Source organism: Streptomyces sp. MBT65 (assembly GCF_016612545.1).
In the GTDB taxonomy this organism is placed as follows: domain Bacteria; phylum Actinomycetota; class Actinomycetes; order Streptomycetales; family Streptomycetaceae; genus Streptomyces.
The window spans coordinates 1-1,120 of sequence record NZ_JAENRY010000642.1 but is presented as its reverse complement, the minus strand read 5'-3'; the positions used below and the strand labels follow the sequence as shown (position 1 = coordinate 1,120).

The 1,120-nt window shown below is 73.2% G+C and carries 2 protein-coding genes; both read right to left on the bottom strand.

The window, feature by feature from the left end; translation table 11 throughout:
• On the bottom strand, positions 1-539 hold a 539-nt coding region (locus tag JHN63_RS51265; RefSeq protein ID WP_200691971.1), incomplete at its 3' end, for a ScbR family autoregulator-binding transcription factor.
• Between the two features lie 256 nt (positions 540-795).
• Positions 796-1,120 (bottom strand): heterodisulfide reductase-related iron-sulfur binding cluster (locus tag JHN63_RS51260; RefSeq protein ID WP_267953884.1); only part of this gene is annotated, 325 nt, incomplete at its 5' end.

Below are 1,120 nucleotides of genomic sequence, written 5' to 3'. Positions count from 1 at the left end.
GCCGCCCGGGTCGTCGTCGCCGCGCCGAGGACCTGCAGGCCCACGGTCGCGGCGACGACGACCCGGGCGGCGTCCGCCCCGGACACCCCCGGCGCGAGCGCGCCGCCGCGCCCGAGGCGGCGCAGGCTGTCCTCGACCCAGTGCTGCCACTGCGCACGCGGGCCCGGCCCGGCGTGCGGGGACGGTGCGGGGCGTGCGGCGCCGTCCCCGGCGAGCTGGAACCCGGCGCGGACCACGACGTCCCGCGCCAGGGTGTCCATCAGGCCGTGGGTGGCGTCCACCACCGCCTGCAGGGACTCGCCGTGGCGCCGGCGGGCCGCCCCGGTGATCTCGGACACCGCCACGGCGGCCCGCTCCTCGACCGCCTCGGCGAGCATGTTCTTGTTGGCGAAGTGGAAGTGCAGCGCCCCGTTGCTGACTCCGGCCCGCGCGCTGATGGCGGCCAGTGAGGCGGGGGCGAAACCGGCCTCGGCGAACACCTCGGACGCGGCCTCGATCAGCGAACGCCGCGTGCGTGCGGCCCGCTCCTGCTTGACCATGTGCTGCCTCCTGGGCACCGGGACGTCGGTCTCCCCCGCCCCCTTCCGCGCACAGACCCGGCACGGAAGGCCGCTGTACACGCGAAGCCGCAGGCCCGCGCGGGCACAGCGGGGCAGGAACCGCACCCGACAGACTAACAAACCGCATGAGCGGTTTCATATATGCGGGGACGAAGCAGGCACGAACTTCGCTGGTCAACGAGTGGGGGGCCGCCACAGGCGGCCCCCCGGTCATTCCCGACGCTCCCCTCACCGCCTACACGGCGGACTCCGGCTCCACGGCACCCTCCGGGACGGCCGGGGCGGCCGGGCCGGCCGGGGTCTTGACCGAGTCGAGGAGCAGTTGGGCCACGTCGACGACCTGGATGGATTCCTTGGCCTTGCCGTCGTTCTTCTTGCCGTTGACGGAGTCGGTGAGCATGACGAGGCAGAAGGGGCAGGCCGTGGAGACGATGTCCGGGTTGAGGGAGAGGGCCTCGTCGACGCGTTCGTTGTTGATGCGCTTGCCGATGCGTTCTTCCATCCACATGCGTGCGCCGCCGGCGCCGCAGCAGAACCCGCGTTCCTTGTGGCGGTGCATC